Source organism: Halalkalibacter kiskunsagensis (assembly GCF_037027555.1).
Taxonomy (GTDB): Bacteria; Bacillota; Bacilli; order Bacillales; family Bacillaceae_D; genus Halalkalibacter; species Halalkalibacter kiskunsagensis.
In genome coordinates this window covers 1-22,158 of record NZ_JAXBLX010000067.1, presented here as the reverse complement: position 1 = coordinate 22,158, position 22,158 = coordinate 1, and the positions used below count along the sequence as shown (strand labels likewise).

The following is a 22,158-nucleotide window of genomic DNA, read 5'->3' as shown; positions in this document are numbered from 1 at the left end:
TGGTCGGGAAGACAGGATTTGAACCTGCGACCCCCTGGTCCCAAACCAGGTGCTCTACCAAGCTGAGCCACTTCCCGCAATCTTTCTAGAGAACTATACTATAAATTAAATGGTGCGGTTGAGAGGACTCGAACCTCCACGGGGTCAACCCCCACTAGGCCCTCAACCTAGCGCGTCTGCCATTCCGCCACAACCGCGTTAACACCAAGAAACATTCAAGTTAAACAAAGTGCGGGTGAAGGGACTTGAACCCCCACGTCATAAGACACTAGATCCTAAGTCTAGCGCGTCTGCCAATTCCGCCACACCCGCGAAAGTGTTGGCGGTCCGGACGGGACTCGAACCCGCGACCTCCTGCGTGACAGGCAGGCATTCTAACCAACTGAACTACCGGACCAAATATGGTGGAGGATGACGGGATCGAACCGCCGACCCCCTGCTTGTAAGGCAGGTGCTCTCCCAGCTGAGCTAATCCTCCATATAAAATACTTCCCTCTTGCAAACTCTTTAATGGTGACCCGTACGGGATTCGAACCCGTGTTACCGCCGTGAAAGGGCGGTGTCTTAACCGCTTGACCAACGGGCCATCTATCTATTATAGGTGGCGGAGAAGGAGGGATTTGAACCCTCGCGCCGCGCAAACGACCTACACCCTTAGCAGGGGCGCCCCTTCAGCCACTTGGGTACTTCTCCATGGCTCCACAGGTAGGACTCGAACCTACGACCGATCGGTTAACAGCCGATAGCTCTACCACTGAGCTACTGTGGAATATTATAACGACTTGAACATTATATCGCATTACCTATTCAAAGTCAATCATTTTTCGCTATCTCTCTTAGCGACTTCTATAATATAGCATAGGACAATTCATTTTTGCAATAGTTTATTTTAAATTTTTTTTAATTTCCCTCTACATTTCCCACACACGTATTTATGAGTATCTAATCTTCTTTTTCTAATATACGTTAAACCGCAACTTGCACATTCATACCGATGAGATGAACCAGATTTGTTTAGCGTACCTGGGACAACTTCACAAAAACGCGGGGCACCTACCTTAACGAGTAATCGTTTAAAATCTGGATCTCGATGTTGAAATCCTTTCCCTTGTAAATGAAGGTGGTAATGACAAAGTTCATGCTTAATGATTCCTATTAGGGCTTCCTCCCCGTAGTACAACATTTGCTTAGGGTTAATTTCAATATTATGACTTTGTAGTAAATAACGACCACCAGTCGTTCGTAGACGTTTATTAAAAGAGGCCTTATGTCTAAATGGCCATTTAAACTCATTTGCAGAAATTTCTTCAACTAACCGCTGCAGTTGATCATCTGACATCATTTCTTGTTTTTTATCCATAATTCTTCACCAATCCCTCAACTATGACAAACCCTCCTACATATAATAATCCAAATAGAGTAAGTTGTTAAGGAGTTGGTTGCTTATGCCTATGCCAACATGGCTAAGACAACAATTAAAAAGAGCTTATTTTCAAAAAGATCGGTACCAAATTAAAATCCTTAATCAATGCTGGTTTTATTACCAAGGTAAAGAAACTGATTTTTAGACGGTGCTAAAAAAGGTGACTGGTGAACGGGATTGTCCCCTTTCACAGTCACCTTTTTTATTATCACGATATATGTTGCGCCTCTGGTTTCTTCATCGTTAACGCAATTCGCCCTTTTTGTGAATCAACCTGTTCTACCCATACGGTGACAATATCCCCTACAGTTACAACTTCTAGAGGGTGCTTCACAAAACGGTTGGTTAACTTTGAAATATGCACAAGGCCATCTTGCTTCACACCTATATCAACAAATGCACCAAAATCAATGACATTTCGAACCGTTCCCTGCAACTCCATTCCAATTTGAAGGTCCTCCATCTTTAAAACCCCTTGTTTTAATAACGGCTTCGCTACTTCATCACGAGGGTCACGCGAAGGACGGATGAGACTATCAATAATATCCTTTAAAGTCGGTACACCGACCTCAAGTTCTTGAGCCATACTTTCTACATTTATTGCTTGCAGTTGCTCTTTTACTTTTTGAGTTCCTATCTCATCAACTGTTGCACCAATGTGCTTCATGAGTTTTTCTGTATCCTTATAACTTTCCGGGTGGATAGCAGTTGCATCGAGCGGATGGTCCCCATCTTGAATTCTCAGAAACCCTATAGCTTGTTCATACGTTTTTGCCCCAAGTCGCGGAATCTTCTTTAACTGTTTTCGATTCGTCAAACGCCCTTCCTCATCACGGCGTTTGACAATATTCGTCGCAACAGCTTTTGATAACCCTGCTACATATTGCAATAACGAAATAGAAGCTGTGTTAACATTAACACCCACTTGGTTTACGACTGTCTCAACAACAAATGTTAACGATTCATTTAGACGCTTTTGCGTAACATCATGTTGATATTGTCCGACCCCCACCGATTTAGGGTCAATTTTCACAAGTTCAGCTAAAGGATCTTGCAAACGACGAGCTATCGAGACTGCACTTCTCTCTTCTACCTTTAAGTCAGGGAACTCCTCTCGTCCTAGTTCAGAAGCTGAATACACACTAGCACCAGCTTCATTGACAATCAAATAATAGACAGGTTTGCTCAACTCTTTCATGACATCCGCTATAAACTGTTCCGTTTCACGAGAAGCTGTACCGTTTCCAATTGCAATCATTTCTACATCATGCTTTTCAATTAACCCTTTTACAAATTCCGCCGCTTTCTTCGTTTCATTGCGAGGCGGAGTTGGGTAGACGACTCCAATATCAAGAACCTTTCCCGTCGCATCTACAACCGCTAATTTACAACCTGTACGATATGCAGGGTCTACACCTAACACCAATTTATCTTTCATTGGAGGTTGCAAAAGCAAATGACGAAGGTTTTCTGCAAAAATATGAATCGCTTGTTCTTCTGCTTTTTCCGTTAATTCACTTCGGATATCGCGCTCAATGGACGGTTCGACCAAACGCTTGTAACCATCCTCAATCGCCTCTCCAACCACTTGAGCTGCAGGAGAATTAGAGTATGGTATCATCTTTCGTTTAATCTCAGTGATGATCCGATCAACCGGAAAGACAAGCGAGACTCGAAGTACCCCTTCCTTCTCTCCTCGATTCATCGCCAAAATGCGATGAGGCACAATCGACTTGATTGCCTCTTCATATTCATAATACATTTCAAAAATTTGCTTTTCGTCCGCCTCTTTATCTTTTATTGCCGTTTTCATTTTTCCATCTTTAAATCCAGTTAATCGAATCGCCTTTCTGAGCTCAGCATCATCCGATACCCACTCAGCAATAATATCTTTTGCACCTTGAATGACATCTTCGACCTCGTTGAGCTCATGTTCCTCTGATATGTATTTAGTTGCCTCTTCGCTAACAGAACCGTTTTTGGGAAAAGAATACAACCAAACGGCAAATGGTTCCAGTCCTTTTTCTTTGGCCACCGTAGCCCTCGTTCTTCTTTTTTGCTTATAAGGTCGATATAGATCTTCTACTTCTTGAAGTTTTTTTGCACGTGAGATTTTCGTACTCAGCTCATCTGTGAGCTTTCCTTGTTCGTCGATCAGGCGAATGACTTCTTCTTGTCTGTTAGCCAACTGATTCGCATACTCCCACTTCTCGACAATTGTTCGAATTTGCACCTCATCAAGCCCACCGGTCATCTCTTTACGATAACGTGCGATAAACGGAACGGTATTTCCATCCTCAACAAGCTTAATCAGCTGCTCGACGTAAGCTTGTTTTACATTTAGCTCTTTGGCTATTATTTGAATGGTTTCATTATGCTTCACTTCGTTCATTACAACACCTCATCATTATAGAATATATATTATGATATCATACGTTCTGTATCTAAATCACACATGCGCAACAAAAAAAGCGCCCCCAAATGAACCAACCACACTCACACTAAAGGAAATCACAGTTTACTGGTTAGCGTCATTTAAAGCCACTTAGGGCGCATTTATTCAAATCAAATACCTAACTTTTTCAGTTTCTGATACGCACCTTACGAGACATCCACTCTCAGGACTTTAAAACCTTGTAGCAGATCCGCTCATTGCGATTTGAATTTACTCAAGGGAAACGTACGCTTTTTGAACAAATTCTTTACATAAGTCTTCCTACTAGCATTGTTACATCATCAGAAACGATTTCATCCCTCGAGAATAAGTAGGAAGAAGCTTCTATTGGTGATGTCATTTGAACTAACAGATCTTTATTAGGCCTCTTTTTGGCTCCATCTGAATAAAGCAAAAAAGAACTGCCTCTTTTATATGGAAAAAAACTGCTTTTGAAATTGGTTTTTTTTCCGGATAAATAGCCTCTAGATGGAATCGGTTGAATCGTATTCCCATCAGGTAGATACATGACAAATCCAATATTTCCATAATTACAATAACTAATTTCCTGCTTTTTATGATCAATTTTCAAGACTGTTAAAACAGCCCCTCTTTTGTCATGTAAAGCATCGTTGCACGCCTCCACCATTTGACTAACAGTCAGGCTATGATAACTTTCTATTTTAACAATTGCAGCAAGCGCAGAATCAAGCGCCTGCTCACCACTACCCAACCCATCTGCAACAGCACAAATTGTATATTCGTCCGTATGAATAACAGAATGCGCATCACCACAACAAGCATTCCCACGCTTAGCCTGTTCAAATGCTGCCACTTCTATCTTTTCACTATTGTAAAAAGTAACCATTAAAAAATCTCCGATGGTTTGATTTGAATCGACTCTCTTAATTTCTCCAGCGCTCTGCGCTGCAGCCTCGACACATGCATTTGGGACATACCAAGCTTTTCACCTGTTTCTTTTTGACTATAGTTCTCAAAGTAGGTGCAAACTAATATTTGTCGCTCACGTTCTTCTAATACATTAAACGCTTTTTCAATTAAGAGCTTTTGATCCGCCTCTTCATAACCCGAATCAACATTCCCAACTAAATCAAGTAAAGTCACTTCGCCACCTTCTTGATCCGCTTCTAAAGAACGATCAACTGACAAAGCTTGATAGCTCTTGCTCATTTCCATTGTTTCTAATACTTCTTCTTCCGTAACATCTAAGTACTCTGCTAGCTCATGGACTAGAGGTGACCTTTGCATCTCGATCGTTAAAGCTTCAACTGCATTTTTTATTTTAGGTCCCAGCTCTTTAATTCGTCTAGGCACATGAACACTCCATGTTTTATCCCGAATGAACCTTTTGATTTCTCCCACTATTGTCGGGATTGCAAATGATTCAAAGCTTCTCCCAAACTCCTCGTTGTATCTCTTGATCGCAGCAAGCAATCCAACCATTCCAACTTGAAATAAGTCTTCATCATACTCCCTGCCCTTTGAAAATTTACGAGCTAATGAACGCACTAACGCTTCATAGTGTTTTACAATCTTTACTTGTGAATATTCATCCGCATTTTCCTGATAGTTCTTGATCCACTCGTACACTTGCTCATTGTTCTGGTTGTGTCTCGGAGAATCCGTCGACATCTTGTTCCACCTCATCTCCATGAAGGAACTTAGTCATTACAAGCACAATACCTGATTCATTACTTAACTCAACTTTATCCATTAATGTACTTATAAGGAATAGACCGAGTCCACCCTCTTTCAAGTCGGCAACAGGACGACTCACATCCAATGGCCCTAAATGACCTCTCACCTCGGTAACATCAAAACTTTGGCCCTTATCTGCTACAACGATCTCTAAGCGGTTATCATAAAGAAAATATGAAATATTCATTGTTCCGCTATCTTCATAAGCGTGGGTCACAACGTTCGTACATGCTTCTGCAACCGCAATCTTCATATCTTCAATGTCATCGTACGAAAACCCCGCTCGATTTGCAATTCCAGAAACAGTCAAACGGACGACTCCCACGTATTCCGGTTTGGCAGGAACGCTCATCTGGATGTGGTCTGCCTCATGTTGTTTCATTTTGAACCCTCCTCCTCTTCAATCGAGATCACTTCATCTAGTCCAGTAATTGAAAATAACCGTTGAATACGCTTAGACATACCCGCAAGTGTTAAAGTTCCATTTTTATCATGTATCGCTTTTAAAGCCCCTATAAAAACACCAAGACCTGTACTATCAATATAGTCAACATTTGATAAGTCCACTCTTACCGTTTGACCTAACTCAGCTAGCGGGATTAGTTCCTCACGCAATTTCGTGGCTGTAAAAGCATCGATTTCCCCTGACAAATATAAAACAATCACACCTTGATTCTCTTCTTGTCTTATTGATAAATTCATGAAAGATCCCCCTCCTTGCTTTTCTTCAATTGATATATACCACGCATCATCAATTTCTAAACCTTTCTTTTAATAATCATAAGTGTAAAATCATCTTTTAAAATGAAATCTTGTAACTTAGCAAGCTCATAATAGACACTATCCACCAACTCTTGAGCTGTTAAGTGCATATACTTTCTAATTAAATCAACAATTTCCGAACGTTCAACAAAGCGATCACCAATTCGACTTTCTGTCACGCCATCAGACAAGAGGATGATAAAATCGCCTTCATCAAGTACTCTGGAATATTCTCTAAATTTCACTTTCTTAGAAACCCCGAGAACTAATCCCTTTGCATAAAGTTCCTCAAATTGGTCTCTTCCCGCTTTATAAAGAAAACCCGGTTCGTGACCAGCACCAGAAAAATAAAACTCATGGGTACGAGGGTCATAAGAACCATACATCATCGTTATAAACATATTGTCATCGACATTTTGTTCAACAACTCTGTTCAAATTTTCCAAAAGAGCTGCAGGCTGCAACCTTTGTTCAGGGAGGCTATCCATCGCATATTTTATCATTGACATGCACAGCGCAGCCGGAACCCCCTTACCGATAATGTCTGCTATCGCAATACCCACACATTCATTCTCATCCTGAATAAAGTGATAATAATCACCACTCATTTTATTAGCAGGTACACTAACAACTCCAATGTCTAGTTGATCAACAAGTGGTACTGCCTTTGGCAAAAGTGTTTGTTGCATATTCGCAGCAACGTCAATCTGAGACTCTAACTCAATCTGCCTGTCCCGCAAACTTTGATGCTCACGATATGCTAGTCCATATCCCATCATAACTTCTAGCAACAAATCTAGCGAATCCACAATCTCCACTGGTACAGAAGGATACAATTCTTCTATCACGGCTCGATGTATACTAACAAGTTCTTCTGGCGATATTTGATGTTCCAGCAATACTTTACTAAATTGTTGAGCTTCGTATAACCCTTGCTCACTTTTTCGATTAAGAAATGTTCGTAAAATACTCTTATATGTTTCTTCTAAATTTTGAACAGTCTGCTCCATAGAAGCACCCCTTTATTTTTCAGGTACTACAATTTAACCATTTCTAATGCCAACCAAATCACCAGGCTATCTTAACCACTTTGTTGCAGTTACGGTTGTCCCTTCGCCTGTTTCAGATTCAATGGAAAACTCATCCATCAATCGTTTCACCCCAGGTAAGCCGGCTCCCATACCTCCTGATGTCGTAAATCCATCCACCATCACTTGCCTTAAATCAGGAATCCCCGGACCGCGATCGCGAGCGATCACTCGAATTCCTTTTTTCATTCCCATTTTGGTTGGACGTTCTACAGCCTCCAAACAAATCTCACCGCGCTTAGCATAAAGATAGATGTTGCGTGAAAGCTCAGAAATAGCTGTTGTAATTCGCGCTTGGTCAACACTTCCAAAACCAATTTCTTTTGATAACGAACGGCCAGCTTGCCTAGCAGCGACAATTCCCCACTCATTTTTTACTTCAACACAGGATTGGGTTTTCATCATCTACTCCTCCAATTCTTGTTGCAACTTCGCAAGGCCTTGCTCTAAATCTAATGCCGTTGGAACGTTATCAAGCTTAATCCCCATGTCAATGAGCGTTATTGCCACAGCTGGCTGAATTCCAGTCAACACAACTTTCGCCCCCATAAGGTTTGACATATCGACGACATCACCAAGTACTTTTGCAATAAATGAGTCGATCATATCCACAGAAGTTAAATCGATCACAACACCTAAAGATCCTTCCACATGAATCTTTTTCAGAAGATCCTCTTGAAATTGTAAGGCTGTTTGATCATCAAGTTCAACTTGTACACTTATTAATAAATATTGGTTTAGTTTTAAAATAGGAATTCTCATACGTCTTGCCCCCAACTTACAAATTAACCATTTTTTTATTCGTTAATTCAAGAGCCGTTTCAATCCCTTTTCTCAGCGTGCTCTTTGTCGGGAATTTACTTAAATCAATTCCTAAGTTAACGATTGTTTGCGCAATCTCTGGACGGATTCCAACAAGAATACACGTTGCCCCAACTAACCGGACAGCTTCTGATGCTTGAATAATATGATGCGCAACCATCGTATCGACTACAGGAACACCTGTGATATCGATCAGCACCACCTGAGAGCGATGTTCAATCACACCTTCTAATAAGTTTTCCATGATTAATTTCGCCCGAGCTGTATCGATTGTTCCAATTAGCGGCATCACCGTAATACTTTCAAAGACAGGAATTAAAGGAGCTGACAATTCAAGAAGAGAGAGCTTTTGCATTTCAATAATGTCTTCCCAGTTCCCTGTATAATCATAAACAAGTTGATTAATAATTCCATCAATCCAAGTCTCTAGCTCATTAAAAGTTGATAATACGGCTTGTACATCTGATTCTTGTTCAGAAAGAATTGCTAAAATAACGCGGCGAAACGCTTGAAGTCCTTGTGTATAGTAAGATAACGGCCAACCGCTTTGTATGTATTTTTCCGCAAATGAACTAAGTTGTTCTTTCGCTTGATCTTGATCTGTACTGATCAATCTCATAATAAACTGCATAAAATCTTGATTCGTACTTTCATAGACTGAATCTGATACCGAATCTAAATAGTTGTCGGTTCGAACCGCCTCTAACTCTTTCTTCCAAAGATCGATCAAATTTTCTTTTGAATGATTAAGTAACGAAATAATATAAGGTTGCATATTTATTCCTCCTTTTTATCCTTATCCCGTTATTATTTCATGAGTGAAAAACAGTTGCAAAGATTAATGTTTATAAATTATGACATATTTGTTTATATTTCGTTTAATTATAAACGAAGTAAGTTTGATTATGTAGATAAACAAAAAAACCCCACATTTCTGCGAGGTTTTTACTAAAAGTCAATTAATCCTAAACTAATGAAAAGTGCATCATTTACACGAGTCATCATATCATCATCCAAATGGGTAATCTTATCTGTTAGTCTTTGCTTGTCAATCGTTCGTACTTGCTCCAATAAAATAACAGAATCCCTGTCAAAGCCATAACGTTTTGCATTGATTTCAACATGGGTCGGTAATTTAGCTTTCTGTATTTGCGCTGTAATCGCTGCAACAATTACTGTCGGGCTGAAACGATTGCCAATATCATTTTGTATGACGAGTACCGGACGAACTCCCCCTTGCTCTGAACCAACAACGGGTGAAAGGTCCGCAAAGTATACGTCGCCTCGTTTTACAATCAAAGGCTACACCCCACTCACTAAGCGATCGAGGGTATTCTCTGCTTCCTCCTCGGCAAGAAAAGATTCTGATGCAATGTTCAAATTAATTTTTGCCATTTCCATGTAGCCTTGTTGCATGGTCTCACGAATCTGACGTTTCTTACGTTCGCGAAGATACATCTTGGTTGCCTGTGAAATAAATTCACTGCGATTGACGTTTTCTTTTTTGATCACACCGTCCACCTCGTTCAACAAATGTTGTGGCAAATTGATTACAATGCGCTTTGTGTTTTGTTCCGACACAAACATCCACCCCCAGCATCCACCATAAACCTTCTATGCTTAATATATATTCTTCATTTAATAAGATGCTTCCTACTTATATCCAAAATTAATCATAGCATTTGCTACATTAAAATGCAAAGACCGATTAGTCTTATTTTTTTCTGTTTTTTTAACATAACCATAGGTAGAGGACACCCTACTCACTTTCTCACATAAACTCTAGGAACTCTTTGACCAATCACACAAGGTATTTCATAGTTTATCGTCCCAAGTCTAGCTGCAACTTCATCCATTGTTATTTTATCACGTCCATCTTCTCCGATCAATGTTACAACCGTTCCTGTTTCAACAGGTTTCAAAAGACGAACCATACATTGGTCCATACAAATTCGACCAACAAATGGAGCTCTTTCTCCATTAATCAACACATCACCGCCATAAGTACTATGATACCTAAGCCATCCATCAGCATACCCAATTGGAATCGTCCCTATCCATTCACTCTCTTTTGTTCTGTACGTAGCCCCATAGCTAATCGATTCGCCTGGTGGTAATTCTTTGACCTGTACAAGGCGACTTTTCAAGGAAAAAGCAGGCTTAAGTGTGACAGGGAGTTCATTTGTAATAGCTGGAGATGGAGTCAATCCGTACATTGAAATACCCAGCCTAAACACATTAAACATTTTATCGGGAAAGCGCATACCAGCTGCACTATTTCCACTATGAATGAGCGGCGCATGAATTTCCCATTCCTTCAACCATGCTAGCATTGATAAGAACTGTTCATGTTGTTTGTCAACATATGATACATCAGGCTCATCAGCGGTTGCAAAATGCGTATAAATCCCGTGTAAATTAAATGCTGTTTCTTCTTTAATAATTCGAAAAAGCAATGCTGCTTCTTCTTTAGTGCGTAGTCCGACTCTCCCCATCCCTGTATCAAATTTCACATGAACCTGCACGATCTGATTCTCAGCAAGAAAGTTCTTTGCTTTTTGTAACCACTCCGCTTGAAAAACCGTTATCATCACGTTCCACTGAATGGCTACAGCAACATCTTCAGGTCTTATACGTCCTAAAATAAGAATCGGGGCTGTAATATCTGCTTTTCTTAATTGAATTGCTTCATCTAATAAAGCAACAGCCAGATACTTAGCACCTGAACTTAATGCTGTTTTAGCTACTTCAACCGCTCCATGGCCATAGCCATTTCCTTTTACTACTGCCATTACATCTACATTCTTTTCTCGGTAAAGTTGACTAATTGAATACACATTATGACCAACAGCATTTAAGTCGACTTCTGCCCAAGTATCTCGGTAATATGTTTGCATTTTAGATCCCCCAATACCCACACACCATCTCTTACTATTAAGAGCGATCATCTTAATTTATGTTCTTATTTTACCACAGAGAAACAAAAAGAAAATGCCTCTTAAGCACCGGAGTATACCTGCTACATAATTTAAGCCTACTATGAGTATTTCTTCATAGTAGGCTTATAAACAACATATGCCATTTTTAGCAAGGTCAAGCTATTTTCCAAAAGGAAATTCCATTTCCTATTTTTCTTCTGTTCCGTATACAGAGCTCGCAATGGACATCATCTCTTCTGCACTTAAATCCTCAGATGCTAAGAAGAAGTCAACGCCGTTATAAGACCACTGTAGTGATTCACTTGTCATAACACCAATTGTAAATCCAAGATCAACCGGCTCACCGTGACTCACATTCATCGGTGTTGAAGCTGGTACTACTTGACTTTGCTCTTGAATAAGCGTAAATGGTTGTTCACCAACATATTGCAGAACTACTCGTTCTCCGTTTTCTGATTGTACATTTTGAGACGCCTCAAACATTGTCCCATCCGGAGTGTACATTGGATAATAAACCGTCATTGCTTCTTGCGGCTCAGCCATTGCAGGTTCTTCCGTCATTTGAGCTCCTGTCATATTACGCTCCATATCAAAATCGCCTTCATTGAAGCTAGCATTCCACTCAAAACTCGTGAAATCAAGTTGAACTAGTACCTCAAGATCAGCATTCATGATCTTCACCTGTGCAGGTGATAGGTCCTTCTTGTTTAACTTAATTTCTTGGGTATTCAAGTTCTTATTTTGGTAGTTTGTATTTGTTTGAAAGATATAATAATCTTCATCTGCTTGGAACGAACGCTCTGGGTCCATCAATATATCTTGGATAAGAGACTCATAAAGATAAACCTGACTGCTATTTGTTGGCCAATCACTTTGGAAACGGAAACTTTTGTTTAAAGCGGGTGTCAACACGAAAACACCATCATCATTGCGAAGGATGATCTGACTTTGATCTTTGTTTTCATTTTGCAGGGCTACACGATAGTAGCTCTTCTTTTGGTACCAGACATCCACCCCATATGTCTGTTGCTCCTTCCCAGTTTCTAAAGTCATCGTAGACTTTGCTTTGTACCCAGTCATTTCTGTTAGCTTGTTGTCCAAATCTGTCATAATGTCTTCTTGTGTTTTTTCGCCGCAACCTACGAGTATCATAGATAGTAGTAACCCTAGGGTAGCGAACCAGATTGCTTTTTTCATGCTTTCACCCCTTTGTCTCATTTGAAAGAAGAGCGAATGCATTCAAGAGACGGCTTCTTCATGTTGTATGCCCCATTTTTCATTAAAGCAAATACGACTGGAAATACTCGCTTTATGCAAAACTAGGATCTTCCTGCAGAATTTTAGACCTGACTCTACCTGAATGACTTACCTCTTCTATTCGCACTACAACTATATGAGACAACCTCGAGCAATATGCAGACTAGCTTGGCGAGCTTTCAATTATAACCTCGGCTATTGCGTATGTTTTGCTATGAGAGATGGATAGGTGAACGGTCTCTCTAAGTCCTTCTACAACTAGGGTTGGCCTGCCATTTGGTTCTTTTTGGACCTCGATATCGCGCCAACTAAAACTTGCTGAAATTCCTGTACCAATTGCTTTTACAAATGCTTCTTTGGCAGCAAATCTACCGGCGAGAAACTCCACTTTTCTTTTGTGAGAAAATACGCCGTATTCTTTTTCTTCTGCAGAAGTTAAAATTCGCTCAACAAAACGAGGTTGGCGTTCCATTACTTTTTCAATTCGCTCTAATTCAACTATATCAATTCCGATTCCTTTGATCACACCAATCACCTCATTTATCGTTATCTTGTTTTTTCTCCCTCTTATACCTGCGCCATCGACCCACTCGTTTTCCTTAAATCAATTCAATACAACATTCTTTTTTAACTAATGCTTATAAAGTTATTGATTGAGTAATATCTGTTATAATAGCAGATATAAAAGGAGGCTGTACCATGTTTATCCGAAATGAAAGCTTCTATTCGTTTAGACGCCGTTATCCTATAATTACAATTTTAGTAGGCATTCACCTTATTTTATTTATTTGGATGAATTTTCTTCCATTTGGAAACTGGATTCGTGCGCTTGGGATAGGGTATAACCTTGCCGTTGCGAACGGCGAATACTGGAGATTAATTACCCCTATTTTTATGCATATCGGCGCCGGACACGTCATTTTCAATTCGTTTTCTTTAGTGATCTTTGGCCCTGCACTTGAACGGATGCTAGGTAAATTTAAATTTATTGTCATTTATCTTCTCACGGGGTTAATAGCGAATATTGCTACGTACTACCTAGGTGGTCTTACTTACCCTCCCCATTTAGGTGCTTCCGGAGCTATTTTTGGTCTGCTTGGCATGTATGTTTATCTTGTTATCAATCGAAAAGATTTGATTGATCGTGCCAATTCACAACTTGTTATGACAATCATTCTAATCGGGTTGGTCATGACGTTTGTCAATCCGAATATTAATATACTTGCTCATTTATTTGGATTAATTGCAGGCGCTGCACTAGCACCACTGTTTCTTAGTGGAGCCAAACCTTTTTATGCTGAGCAACGAGTGTTTGTCGATGCGACAGAACCTATTTTCGATCCAAACCGGTGGCAAAAAAAGAGGAAAAACACCAAAATAGTCAAACAAATATTTTGGGTTATTTTTGGAGTGCTCGTTCTTTCTGGACTTCTTTCACGGTTCATTCTCTAAAAAGAAAGGGAGTCCCACTTACTTAGTGGACTCCCTTTCCTTACTTTGTTAAACCATCTACAAACGTTGATACATTATGCTCGATCATTTTAATATACGTTTCCGCCCCGCTACCTTCAAGACCAACGGCGTCTGTATAGACTTCCCCTGCTATCTCAACACCGGCATCACGTGAAACGGTTTCCATAAAACGCTTATCGACTGTCGTTTCCACAAACACAGCTGGAATCTGTCTTTCTCTAACTGTCTCTACTACATTTGCGATTTGGCTATGTGTTCCTTCTTCATGAGAATTCAACTGCCAAATACCCACTGTTTCAAAACCATACTGTTCTCCGAAATATTGAAATGCATTTTCACTCACAACGATTGTGCGTTTCGTTTGTTCAACTGTCTCAACTTCAGATTGAATCCAATCATGAAGATCTTCTAATTCAGTAATGTATTTTTCTGCATTGGCGCTATATTGTTCAGCTCCTTCTGGATCACGTTCACTTAAATCATCACGAATATTATTCACATACAAAATCACATTTGTTACATCTAACCATGCATGCGGATCTTCCCCTTCTTGGTCAGAAATCGGCAAAGGAGTAATACCGTCTGTAACTGAGACAATCGGAACATCCCCAACATTTTGAACTAGACGCTCTAGCCAACCCTCTAATCCAAATCCATTAACATAAAACACGTCAGCATCACTTACTTTTTGAAAGTCACTTGGAATCGTTTCATATTCATGCGGTTCTTCTCCAATTGGCACTAAGTATTCAACTACGCCACGCTCTCCAACTACATTCTCTGCCAAATCTGCTAAAATGGAAAAGCTCGTAACGACCTTAACACCCTCATCCACGCTTGTTTCATCATTTGCTCCACACGCCGCTACCATAATCGTAGTCATAATGGTCATAATAAGCAGAATCAACTTCCTCTTCATCTTCGATTCCTCCCCTATATTGGTACTATACCAAAGATATGCGCATGTGCAACTTTTTGTTCCTCTATAAGGTAATTGTTGGTTTCTTTCTTTTTATTAGCATACGGCTCACATCGTCGTATTATCCTAATTTTTATTCGATTTCCTTCCCCCTAAAAAAAGCATCTGTACACTCTGTACAAATGCTTCAAGTGGTTCTTGTTTTTACGAGTTTCCTGAAGCTATTATGACTGGAGGTGAACATACCTGAACAGCCTGTTTCCAATTCAATGAAAGCGATCCCGAATGAATTCCCATTTCATAATAACGGTAAGGACAACTTAGAAAAGAGCTATTAATTTGGCTACACTCAAACGTTTTAGCGTACTGCAAACAACTCATTTCACCCCTCGCAACTGACAATTTGTTTTATTTTCACAATCATAATCGCATTTTCCAATCGCTTGATATATCGAACACCATGAACGCTTCGCATAACAAATTGGAATCGCCTGCTCAGTTGCCTTCTTTTTTAAAACACTTGTTAAATTATGATTTATGAAATCTGTCAAAACAAGAACTAGGTCAATGTGAGTTGGTATTTCTTTCTTTACCATTTGAACTTTACGACCACTTATATGTATAATCTCGTCAAAACCGTACTCTTCTAATTTCTTCGGAATCGACCCTAACCGATCAGCTCCAACTATTAACAACGAAGACATGAATATAACACTCCTTATATTGATAATCGTTATCACCATAATAAATGAAATTGATTATCATTGTCAACCTTTTGATAAAGAAAGTTACTAGATTATTCGAAACAAGAAAAAGAGCTAAATCTTAACGTAAGATCTAGCTCTTTTTCTGTTGGAGCTGTGACATATATTATTATCTTCGGTCCAAGTGGCTGGTTACGAGATATATGGAGAGAAACATCAAGTTCTACTACTTCTTCCTCTGCTTAGTCTGGTTCTTCTGGTTCTTCAGTCGATAATCGCGAATCGTTTTCACTATTCAGACACTTTTGATCATAGTATATTTCGTATTTAGAGTTCTCCAAAAACAAGCCTTTTATAATTTGATAACGCTCCAAATGATTCAATTAAAACAAGATTCCATGTCAAAATATCCATTGGTGTTTTACTTCCTAGTCTTTTTTTTGTAAAGTAAATAAGTATGACTAAGTGGGGTGATGAAATGGTTGCAAATATGACAGAAGACCAGTTATTAGTTCTTGTAATCAAGTATATGAAAGAAGCAAAGCGTAGCGCTTTTCAGGAATTACTTGACGAGTTACATCCGTATGATTTTGCACAACTTTACAAAGGCTTGCCTGAAAAACATCATCATAAATTTTTAACGTTCTTAACACCTTCGCAAATTGCTGATTTGATTCAAGAGCTTGACTATGACATGCAAATTGAGATCTTACATAAATTAGGGATTGAACGTTCCTCTAAAGTTATGGATCTTATGGATAATGATGATCTTGCTGATTTATTAAATGAACTTTCTGTTGACAGGATCCAAGAATTTCTCGATGCCATGAAACAAGAAGATTCCAAAACGATTCAATCGTTGATGAGCTATCCTGCCGAAACAGCTGGTGGGATCATGACAAACCAATTTGTTTGGATTCATGCCGATCAAACTGTTAGACAAGCTGTTGATAAATTAAAGGAATATGCTAGTTTCTCCGAGAATATTTATTACCTTTATGTCATAAATGACGAGAATAAGCTTGTTGGGGTAGTTTCTTATCGTGATCTGTTGATAGCCGATCTCCACGATGTAATTGAGGATTTAATGTTTACTCGTGTTGTCTCTGTTCATGTTGATGATGATCAAGAGGACGTTGCTCAAACCATTGAGCGCTATGATTTCATTGCTGTTCCCGTTGTCGATGATCAAAACATTCTAAAAGGTATTATTACAGTCGACGACGCCATCGACGTTGTAATTCAAGAAGCAAATGAAGATATCGAAAAGCTTTCAGCAACAGGTAAAGCAATTGACTTTCATACAACAGCCGTAACAGCCTCCATGCGTCGGTTACCATGGCTTGTATTATTACTTTTTATCGGCCTTGTTTCTGGTAGCATTATTAGTGGCTTTGAAGCAACGTTAGAACAAGTTGTTGCTCTCATCTTCTTTATGCCAATGATTGCTGGAATGACTGGTAACACAGGTACTCAGTCTCTTGCTGTTGTTGTCAGAGGAATTATCACAAATAATACGGACCGAAAAACGGTTACGAAACTTATTTTCCGCGAATTACGTGTCGGGCTTATTATTGGAGTAACATGTGGTGTACTTATTTTCTTGATCGCTTTTGTTTGGCAAAGTAGTTTAATCTTAGGGTTTGTTGTTGGGACGTCATTGTTAATTACTTTAATTGTCGGTACACTTGCTGGAACCATTATTCCGTTAACTTTAAATCGATTTGGAGTCGATCCAGCAGTAGCTTCTGGCCCACTTATTACAACATTAAACGATATCTTTTCTTTAATCATTTATTTTGGTATCGCCACAGCATTTTTAACTCAGTTATCAGGATTGCAATAGACTTAATAAGACAAATTTCCTCGGAAATAGACAGTATTCTTCCCCATGAAAGAAGCAGTTCTTAAAAAGAACTGCTTCTTTCTCTTATCTTGTTAAAATATCGCCGATCACCCAGTATCCAATTCCATATACGGCTACAATGATTGAAATAATCAAAAATAATTTCTTATTTGATATTTTCATTTCTCGACCACCTTTACTATCTCTTTCAATAGTATACTACATAATTAGGCGAGTTACGCTTGACACAATCATGAACATCCAACCTGAGTTACAAAAACTTCGCACTTAATTACATTCATAAACATCCTTTCTTCTTATTTAATTACCAATACAGGACATGTTGCGCGTTTCAATACTTTATGACTAACACTTCCAAGTACTAGCTGTTGAAGTTGACTTAACCCTCTGCTTCCAATCACAATTAAATTGGCCTCTACCTCTTGTGCAAAATTTACAATTGCATTAGCCGGCTCTCCTCTAATAATTTTCACTTCATAACTCACGCCTTCTTTTTCAGCACATTGCTCAACAGATTTAAATTTCTTTTTTCGCTCTTGAGTTATTCCTAATGAATTCCATGTGCTTAAAACATCTGCTTTTGAGGTTGTACTGTCTACTGCATACACCACATAGACGTAAGCTCTGCTTATTTTAGCTAATTCAATTGCCCTATCAGCCGCCCTTAAAGATTGCACAGACCCGTCTATCGCCACGACTATTTCTTTGAACATGAAATCCCTCCTTATTTTCGCCTATAAATAGTTTATAATTACAAAAGAAAACGGTTACTCCAAGGCCACTTTCATTCACTGCTTTGCCTTTCTTTTATTGCATTAACTTATCTCTTCCTCTTGCTTATGGTAAACTAAAGATAATTGAGGTGATAAAAATGGATTACAGCAAAATGTGTCCAAAATACGAGCATGCGATTGATTTATTAGGCAAACGCTGGACAGGCTTGATTATTCGTGTTCTTCTAGATGGTCCAAAACGATTCAAAGATATAAAAGCACAGATCCCTGAAATGAGTGACCGGATATTAACTGAACGTATGAAAGAATTAGAGCAGCAAGAAATTGTTACTCGAAATGTCTATCCTGAAAAACCCGTTCGAATAGAATATACGTTAACAACAAAAGGCGTTGCGCTTGAACCAGTTATTGAATCTATTCAATCTTGGGGCGAAACCTGGATGTAAAAAAAGACACGCTGCCACCTAGTGCAACGTGCCTTTTTTTATTTATTTATTTTATGCTAATTCGTTGGTGGCATTGGCTTCTCTCGCTGCGCTCAATGCTTCGAGTATACGGAAAGATGAATGATTAAGAAAAGCTAGCTACTTGAACTAAGTAGCTAGCTTTTCTATTGATCGTTACCCAACCATTTTATCGGACTTTCCTTCATCATCCCAAGCTTCTGTATTTTCAATCCCAAGCTTCTTTGGACTGAAAATAGGATCAATTCCTTGCTTACGTTGCTCCTCATAATCAGCTAATACCTTAAATGCGATTTTACCTAATAGAATAATTCCAATTACATTAATGACAGTCATGAGAGCCATAAATAAATCAGCCAAATCCCAAACAAGACCTAAGCTCGCTACTGACCCAAACAGTACAAATGCCATTGTAGCAAGGCGGTATACATTAACTGCCGTTTTACTCTTTTTAATAAACTCAATGTTTGTTTCACCATAATAGTAACTACCGATAATTGAGCTAAATGCAAACATGAAAATTGCAGCTGCGATAAAGTAACTTGCCCATCCACCAATTTGTAAGCTCAGAGAGTTTTGCAACAACTGAATCCCTTCCGCTTCACTTAAATGGTAGTCAGTATTTAATAGAATAATAAAAGCCGTTGCAGAACAAACAATTAATGTATCTACATATACACCTAAAGTTTGAACAAAACCTTGTTTTGCAGGGTGTGAAATGCTTGCTGTTGCAGCTGCATTTGGCGCACTACCCATACCAGCCTCATTTGAGAAAAGCCCTCGACGAACTCCCATCATGATAGCGGCACCGATACCTCCACCAAGTGCTTGCTCAAAACCAAATGCACTACGTACGATTAACCCAAGTACAGCGGGGATTTCTGAAACATTCATTACAACAACAACAAATGCAATAACAATATACAAAACAGCCATGATCGGTACAATGATACTAGAGAAATTCGCAATACGGTGAACTCCACCGAAAATAATGACTCCAGCTAAAACGGTCATAATTGCACCCATCACCCATGGACTTATACCAAAAGCATTATCAAAAGCGCCAGCAATTGTATTACTTTGAACAGAGTTGAAAATCAAACCGAACGTAACAGCAATGAGTATAGCAAATACTATACCTAACCATCTTTGCCCTAAACCTTTTTCAATATAGTAGGCTGGTCCACCACGGTATGCATCTTTATCTTTAATTTTGTATACTTGAGAGAGTGTAGACTCAATAAAGCTTGTAGCACCACCAAGTAAGGCAACGATCCACATCCAGAAAACTGCACCCGGTCCACCTAATGCGATGGCAACTGTAACCCCAGCAAGGTTCCCTGTTCCAATCCTTGTTGCTGCACCTATGGCAAATGACTTAAATGGACTTATGCTTTTCATTCCATCTACATCTTTTGACTTTTCCGTTACAACCCTGAACATCTCACCAATAGAGCGGAACTGCATAAATTGAATTTTAAACGTGAAGTATAACCCCGCACCAAGTAACCCTCCAATAACTACATACGTCCATAAAAAGTTGTTTAAAAAATCAATAATTGCCTGCAAACAGCAGCACCTCTTTCGAGTAGTTTGAATTTTCTAAATTATTTTCCCACTATACACTACAACTTTTTATACTGTAAATATTATCGTCAGAAAACTTAACATATAAATATTTCCAAATTACATCATAGTTAGGAAGTTTTAAATTTGTTAGGGATTCATTTTGTTATTCTAATATATCAACAGTTCCGTTTTTTAAAGATTTATTCGATTTTACTTGCAATCTTCCTTTCTAATCTACATCATCAGCTTAAAAATCAGATCTCTCACCAAACTTTCAATTGTAAAAAAAAACAAAAGAGGAATGATCCTCTTTTGCTCATCTACTTCATTGCTTCTTCTTCAAAATACTTTGTCATTTCCACGATCATCGCACCCATTCTTTCAAGTTCAGGAGCTAACACTCGTTCGACCCCTTCATCATTTAATGCTTCTGCAGTTACTTTTCCAACTGCCACTGCAAGTACATTTGTTTTGAGGGCATCAATTATTTTGCGCTCATACCCCTTTTCTTTCGCATATTTAAATAACGACCTGACTTGGATAGCTGCTGTAAAACATACCGCATCCATTTCTGCTCGAAATAGTTCTTGGCAAAAAAGTTCCACTGTTTCAAGATCAGGGTCAATATGTTGATATGGCAATAGCTTGACTACCTCTGCTCCTGCTTCTTCTAAATAAGTAATGAGTGCAGGTGCATTTTCACCATGAAGCTGGACAATCACACGTTTATTTGTAAAATCATTTCCTTCTAAAGACTTTATCAACCCTTTGATCGTTCCATCATCGTCTTTTACATCTGGATTAATTCCTAGTTTCTTTAGTGCAGCAAAAGTTTTGTAACCTCGCGCGGCCACCTTTGACTCCTTGATAATATTTAGAAATTGATCTTGAATTTGTAACTCTTTTGCTAATTCCAACAAGGCATTTGTACCGATACCAGTCGTTAAAATGACCCAATCATACTTTCCGCTTACTATTCTTTTTAGATCAGCCTTTACTTGCTCATCTGCTAAAAAGACAGTTCCTTGCAAGGAACGAACGACAGGAACTCCATTTTGTTTTTCGACTAACTTGCTCATTTCATCGGTTTTTCTTGATGCCGCAAGAACAATTCTCTTACCATTTAAGCCCTGTTTCATCATATCACTTCTTTCATCACCTATTTTCTTCTATTATATAGAAGAATGCCGGGTACGTACAAATATCAATTTAAAATCTCGTATTGCGATTGTTACGAAAGTAGGAACTCTTTAATGTGAAAAAGCATTCGCTTATTAATCAAGCGAATGCTTCTAAAGCTACTCTACATATATAAAGATAATCTCTTCCTCAACTTCCACATTATACTTCTTCACACATCCGACATCTGGTGCTTGCACTTTTCCATCCTTCATATTAATTTTCCAATCATGAAGGGGGCAAAAGACATGCTCGCCACTGACAATCCCTTCTGATAAAGGACCTTGTTTATGTGGACAGCTGTTTTGAATCGCTCTTACCGTCCCATCTTTTAGCTTAAACAAAGCAATTTCTTCCCCTGCTACGTTCACTCTTTGTCCGACTCCTACTGATAAATCTGACAGTTTCGCTACTTCTACTTTTTGCATTGAATCTACTTTACTCATACACTACTCCCCCTCCTATTATGAAAGCACTTCTACTTTTTTCTTCTTGAATTCTTGTTGCAAATCTTCGTTTTCAACGATTTCTTTCCAAGGATCCTTACCAGTAGATAGCGCAACGTCCATTCTTTCTATGAGGGCTTTGCGGCCATCTTCATCTTCTAAAACGACTTGTTTCATATGATCTAACCCAACACGCTCAACAAAGTGTGACGTACGCTCTAAGTATCTAGCATTTTCTCTGTAATATTGCATGAACGCACTGATTGTATCGATGATTTCTTTTTTTGTTTTCACTTTACAGAATAAGTCTCCCCCACGTAGGTCAACCCCACCGTTACCACCAACGTAGAGTTCCCATC

25 protein-coding genes, 8 tRNA genes and 1 pseudogene are annotated in these 22,158 nt (G+C 39.0%); 4 read left to right on the top strand and 30 right to left on the bottom strand.

The window, feature by feature from the left end:
* The 9 genes from SLH51_RS23035 to SLH51_RS22995 all read right to left on the bottom strand — a co-directional run bounded on the left by SLH51_RS23035 (position 1) and on the right by SLH51_RS22995 (position 1,339).
* Positions 1–77: transfer RNA gene (locus SLH51_RS23035), tRNA-Pro, on the bottom strand.
* A 33-nt stretch (positions 78–110) separates the two neighbouring features.
* Positions 111–197 (bottom strand) — tRNA-Leu (locus SLH51_RS23030).
* Positions 198–230: 33 nt separating this feature from the next.
* Positions 231–312: transfer RNA gene (locus tag SLH51_RS23025), tRNA-Leu, on the bottom strand.
* Positions 313–320: 8 nt separating this feature from the next.
* A tRNA-Asp gene (locus SLH51_RS23020) sits at positions 321–397 on the bottom strand.
* 5 nt (positions 398–402) lie between these two features.
* Positions 403–478: transfer RNA gene (locus SLH51_RS23015), tRNA-Val, on the bottom strand.
* 33 nt (positions 479–511) lie between these two features.
* Positions 512–586, bottom strand: a tRNA-Glu gene (locus tag SLH51_RS23010).
* Between the two features lie 16 nt (positions 587–602).
* Positions 603–693, bottom strand: a tRNA-Ser gene (locus tag SLH51_RS23005).
* A gap of 1 nt (position 694) precedes the next feature.
* Positions 695–769 (bottom strand) — tRNA-Asn (locus tag SLH51_RS23000).
* 120 nt (positions 770–889) lie between these two features.
* A complete protein-coding gene (locus SLH51_RS22995; RefSeq protein ID WP_335963903.1) occupies positions 890–1,339 on the bottom strand; it encodes a SprT family protein in 450 nt (149 codons plus the stop codon).
* Between the two features lie 112 nt (positions 1,340–1,451).
* On the opposite strand from SLH51_RS22995, the gene cmpA reads away from it, so the two are divergent.
* Positions 1,452–1,568 carry a cortex morphogenetic protein CmpA gene (cmpA, locus tag SLH51_RS22990; RefSeq protein ID WP_335963902.1) on the top strand — a complete coding sequence of 39 codons (117 nt, stop codon included), beginning with the start codon at positions 1,452–1,454 and terminating at the stop codon, positions 1,566–1,568.
* A 63-nt stretch (positions 1,569–1,631) separates the two neighbouring features.
* On the opposite strand, the gene SLH51_RS22985 is transcribed toward cmpA, so the two are convergent.
* From SLH51_RS22985 to acpS, 14 genes are all read right to left on the bottom strand, one after another.
* On the bottom strand, positions 1,632–3,815 hold the full coding sequence (locus SLH51_RS22985) for a Tex family protein (RefSeq protein WP_335963899.1): 2,184 nt from the start codon (positions 3,813–3,815) through the stop codon (positions 1,632–1,634).
* A gap of 310 nt (positions 3,816–4,125) precedes the next feature.
* On the bottom strand, positions 4,126–4,725 hold the full coding sequence (locus tag SLH51_RS22980; RefSeq protein WP_335963898.1) for a SpoIIE family protein phosphatase: 600 nt from the start codon (positions 4,723–4,725) through the stop codon (positions 4,126–4,128).
* Positions 4,725–5,510, bottom strand: a complete 786-nt coding sequence (gene sigB / locus SLH51_RS22975) for an RNA polymerase sigma factor SigB (RefSeq protein WP_335963897.1) — start codon at positions 5,508–5,510, stop codon at positions 4,725–4,727. The genes SLH51_RS22980 and sigB overlap by 1 nt, the downstream gene beginning before the upstream one ends.
* Entirely contained in the window at positions 5,473–5,958 is a 486-nt protein-coding gene (rsbW, locus tag SLH51_RS22970) for an anti-sigma B factor RsbW (RefSeq protein ID WP_335963896.1), read from the bottom strand. The genes sigB and rsbW overlap by 38 nt, the downstream gene beginning before the upstream one ends.
* Positions 5,955–6,278: an STAS domain-containing protein gene (locus tag SLH51_RS22965; RefSeq protein WP_335963895.1), complete on the bottom strand. Its 324-nt coding sequence runs from the start codon at positions 6,276–6,278 to the stop codon at positions 5,955–5,957. Before SLH51_RS22965 ends, rsbW begins: the two co-directional genes overlap by 4 nt.
* A 56-nt stretch (positions 6,279–6,334) precedes the next feature.
* Positions 6,335–7,348, bottom strand: coding sequence for a PP2C family protein-serine/threonine phosphatase (locus SLH51_RS22960; protein WP_335963894.1), 1,014 nt, complete (start codon positions 7,346–7,348; stop codon positions 6,335–6,337).
* A 66-nt stretch (positions 7,349–7,414) separates the two neighbouring features.
* Positions 7,415–7,828 carry an anti-sigma regulatory factor gene (locus tag SLH51_RS22955; RefSeq protein WP_335963901.1) on the bottom strand — a complete coding sequence of 138 codons (414 nt, stop codon included), beginning with the start codon at positions 7,826–7,828 and terminating at the stop codon, positions 7,415–7,417.
* 3 nt (positions 7,829–7,831) lie between these two features.
* Positions 7,832–8,188 carry an STAS domain-containing protein gene (locus tag SLH51_RS22950; RefSeq protein ID WP_335963893.1) on the bottom strand — a complete coding sequence of 119 codons (357 nt, stop codon included), beginning with the start codon at positions 8,186–8,188 and terminating at the stop codon, positions 7,832–7,834.
* Between the two features lie 16 nt (positions 8,189–8,204).
* Positions 8,205–9,023, bottom strand: coding sequence for an RsbT co-antagonist protein RsbRA (locus SLH51_RS22945; RefSeq protein ID WP_335963892.1), 819 nt, complete (start codon positions 9,021–9,023; stop codon positions 8,205–8,207).
* A gap of 173 nt (positions 9,024–9,196) precedes the next feature.
* A complete protein-coding gene (locus SLH51_RS22940) occupies positions 9,197–9,547 on the bottom strand; it encodes a type II toxin-antitoxin system PemK/MazF family toxin (RefSeq protein ID WP_332698010.1) in 351 nt (116 codons plus the stop codon).
* Between the two features lie 3 nt (positions 9,548–9,550).
* Positions 9,551–9,835 carry a CopG family ribbon-helix-helix protein gene (locus SLH51_RS22935; protein ID WP_034631317.1) on the bottom strand — a complete coding sequence of 95 codons (285 nt, stop codon included), beginning with the start codon at positions 9,833–9,835 and terminating at the stop codon, positions 9,551–9,553.
* 176 nt (positions 9,836–10,011) lie between these two features.
* Positions 10,012–11,145, bottom strand: coding sequence for an alanine racemase (gene alr / locus SLH51_RS22930; protein WP_335963891.1), 1,134 nt, complete (start codon positions 11,143–11,145; stop codon positions 10,012–10,014).
* Between the two features lie 228 nt (positions 11,146–11,373).
* Positions 11,374–12,384, bottom strand: a complete 1,011-nt coding sequence (locus SLH51_RS22925; protein WP_335963890.1) for a LolA family protein — start codon at positions 12,382–12,384, stop codon at positions 11,374–11,376.
* Positions 12,385–12,607: 223 nt separating this feature from the next.
* Positions 12,608–12,970 (bottom strand): holo-ACP synthase, encoded by a 363-nt coding sequence (gene acpS / locus SLH51_RS22920; protein WP_335963889.1) that lies wholly within the window; start codon positions 12,968–12,970, stop codon positions 12,608–12,610.
* Positions 12,971–13,143: 173 nt separating this feature from the next.
* Between acpS and SLH51_RS22915 the strand changes: the two genes are divergently transcribed.
* Positions 13,144–13,896 (top strand): rhomboid family intramembrane serine protease, encoded by a 753-nt coding sequence (locus SLH51_RS22915; protein WP_335963888.1) that lies wholly within the window; start codon positions 13,144–13,146, stop codon positions 13,894–13,896.
* A 40-nt stretch (positions 13,897–13,936) separates the two neighbouring features.
* On the opposite strand, the gene SLH51_RS22910 is transcribed toward SLH51_RS22915, so the two are convergent.
* On the bottom strand, positions 13,937–14,836 hold the full coding sequence (locus SLH51_RS22910) for a metal ABC transporter substrate-binding protein (RefSeq protein ID WP_335963887.1): 900 nt from the start codon (positions 14,834–14,836) through the stop codon (positions 13,937–13,939).
* A gap of 377 nt (positions 14,837–15,213) precedes the next feature.
* Positions 15,214–15,540: a DUF2325 domain-containing protein gene (locus SLH51_RS22905; protein ID WP_335963886.1), complete on the bottom strand. Its 327-nt coding sequence runs from the start codon at positions 15,538–15,540 to the stop codon at positions 15,214–15,216.
* Between the two features lie 478 nt (positions 15,541–16,018).
* Here SLH51_RS22905 and mgtE point away from each other — a divergent pair, with 478 nt between their 5' ends.
* Entirely contained in the window at positions 16,019–17,386 is a 1,368-nt protein-coding gene (mgtE, locus tag SLH51_RS22900) for a magnesium transporter (protein WP_335963885.1), read from the top strand.
* A gap of 317 nt (positions 17,387–17,703) precedes the next feature.
* Here mgtE and SLH51_RS22895 read toward each other — a convergent pair whose 3' ends face one another.
* On the bottom strand, positions 17,704–18,120 hold the full coding sequence (locus tag SLH51_RS22895; protein ID WP_335963884.1) for a universal stress protein: 417 nt from the start codon (positions 18,118–18,120) through the stop codon (positions 17,704–17,706).
* Between the two features lie 158 nt (positions 18,121–18,278).
* Between SLH51_RS22895 and SLH51_RS22890 the strand changes: the two genes are divergently transcribed.
* Entirely contained in the window at positions 18,279–18,587 is a 309-nt protein-coding gene (locus SLH51_RS22890) for a winged helix-turn-helix transcriptional regulator (protein ID WP_335963883.1), read from the top strand.
* Between the two features lie 174 nt (positions 18,588–18,761).
* On the opposite strand, the gene SLH51_RS22885 is transcribed toward SLH51_RS22890, so the two are convergent.
* The 4 genes and pseudogenes from SLH51_RS22885 to SLH51_RS22870 form a co-directional block, all read right to left on the bottom strand.
* The gene (locus tag SLH51_RS22885; RefSeq protein ID WP_335963882.1) at positions 18,762–20,174 is read right to left on the bottom strand and encodes an alanine/glycine:cation symporter family protein; all 1,413 of its coding nucleotides are present in this window, start codon (positions 20,172–20,174) and stop codon (positions 18,762–18,764) included.
* Positions 20,175–20,494: 320 nt separating this feature from the next.
* Positions 20,495–21,313 carry a uroporphyrinogen-III synthase gene (locus SLH51_RS22880; protein ID WP_335963900.1) on the bottom strand — a complete coding sequence of 273 codons (819 nt, stop codon included), beginning with the start codon at positions 21,311–21,313 and terminating at the stop codon, positions 20,495–20,497.
* 159 nt (positions 21,314–21,472) lie between these two features.
* Positions 21,473–21,799: a nitrite reductase small subunit NirD gene (gene nirD, locus SLH51_RS22875; RefSeq protein ID WP_335963881.1), complete on the bottom strand. Its 327-nt coding sequence runs from the start codon at positions 21,797–21,799 to the stop codon at positions 21,473–21,475.
* Positions 21,800–21,817: 18 nt separating this feature from the next.
* Positions 21,818–22,158, bottom strand: a pseudogene (locus tag SLH51_RS22870) (nitrite reductase large subunit); the annotation flags it as partial.